We start from the raw sequence: 1,701 nt of genomic DNA, 5'->3' as shown, positions 1-1,701 counted from the left end.
CGATGAAGGCTGTTTTTGCCCCAACCGCCTCGATCCAGGCCCTGACGTCCTTGGCAACGAACTCTGGGCCATAGCACGTCGGGAAGATTGGCCGCTGAGAGGTTATGGCCACGCGCGCAGCCCTCAAACCGCGCAGCGGGTGGCCATAACCGGGTCTCAGGTCTCAACAGTGGTTTTGCGTAGACCACACCGCTGAGGAGACCGGCTATGACCGCTTTTGATTTTACCGTCTCGACCTTATTGGTCGCCATCGACATTTCCAAACACCGCCATGAAGTGCTGATTGGCGTTCCCGGCAAGAAACGCCGCCGCCGCATGACCATCACCAACACCCTGGGCGATTTTCAACGTTTGGTGGCGGCTCTTTCCGGTTACGGCCTGCCGGTTCGTATCGGGTTCGAAGCAACCGGCAACTATCACCGGGCACTGGCGCATTATCTCGGCCAAGCGGGGTTCGAACTGAAGCTCGTGTCCTCCGTGGGTTTGGCCCGGACACGCGAGGCCCTGCATAACAGCTGGGACAAGAACGATCCGAAGGACGCCCAGGTCATCCTTCACATGCTGGAGATCGGAGCCGTGCAGTTCTTCCATGATCCGCTGGCCACCGGAACCGCTGACATTCAGGAACTGTCAAAGACCCATGAGATCGTTTCGCGGTCGAAGACCGAACTCTGGCATCGCATCCTGACCCATTACCTGCCTCTTTATTTTCCCGAAGCCGAGCGGTTTCACAGAAGCTCCCGGACGGATTGGTTCCTGGCGTTTCTCGAGAAGTACCCGTCCCCTCACATGATCTCGGCCATGAGCCGACAGGCATTCATCGCCGATGCCTGGCAAGTCGTCGGCCGCAAGGTTGCCAAAGAACGCCTGCTTTCAGACATTTACACGACTGCTGCGGGTTCAGTCGGGCTTCCTGTCGGCCCGGATTCCGACGCCGTGCGTATGTTCCGCCTCGTTCTCGCCGAAGGCCGCAGCCTGATCCGACAGCGCAATGAGATTGAGGCCAGATCCGTCGAACTCCTGTCCGACCTGCCTGACTATCAGCTGCTGACGACCATCCCTGGCATCGGCCCGATCAACGCAATGACCATCCTGGCTGAGGCGGGTGATCTGCGCCGCTTCCGGCATCACCGCCAGTTCCTTAAGTTCTGCGGCATGGATCTCGCCACCATGCAATCCGGGATGTTCCGCGGACAAAGCAAGATCTCCAAATATGGCAATGCCCGGCTCCGGCGCACGCTCTGGATGGCGGGTCAGACGGCCGCGTTGAAGAAGACAAACAGCTTCCGCGACAAGTTCGAGCGTTACATTTCGAAGGACCGGCACAATGCTCACCTGCGCCGCAAGGCCTATACCGCGATTGCTGCCAAGATGGCGCGCACCGTTCACGCTGTGGTCAAACACGGTGAACCTTATCGCCCCTTCTTCGAGGGGTGAGCCCAGGCGGAAGGACCTCTCTCTGTAATGGCCGTGGAGGCAGTTCGCTGACCTCGTAGATAATGTTCGGGCTTTCTGCTTGGGATTTGGGATCTCGTATTAAGGACGGTGAGGGCCGCCGGAGCGCGTACCCTGTGTTTGCTATGGAAGAGATCATTTCTTGACGGCAGAGCCCGTCTGGGCAAACCTGTCAGGGCGTCCGGGGCTCCGGATGCTCCATGACCTGCTGACCTAAGCAGCCGGAAATTCCCGACATAGGACGTT

Annotated in this window: 1 pseudogene; it reads left to right on the top strand. The window is 59.0% G+C overall.

Annotated elements, in window-relative coordinates:
- The first annotated feature begins 207 nt into the window (after positions 1-207).
- Positions 208-1,496, top strand: a pseudogene (locus AB9K35_RS00415) (IS110 family transposase).
- Positions 1,497-1,701: the final 205 nt, after the last annotated feature.

Origin of the sequence: Leisingera sp. XS_AS12, from assembly GCF_041224635.1 — a bacterium.
GTDB lineage: Bacteria > Pseudomonadota > Alphaproteobacteria > Rhodobacterales > Rhodobacteraceae > Leisingera.
Note: the sequence above shows the minus strand (reverse complement) of the source record. Positions and strands in the feature narration are given on the sequence as shown.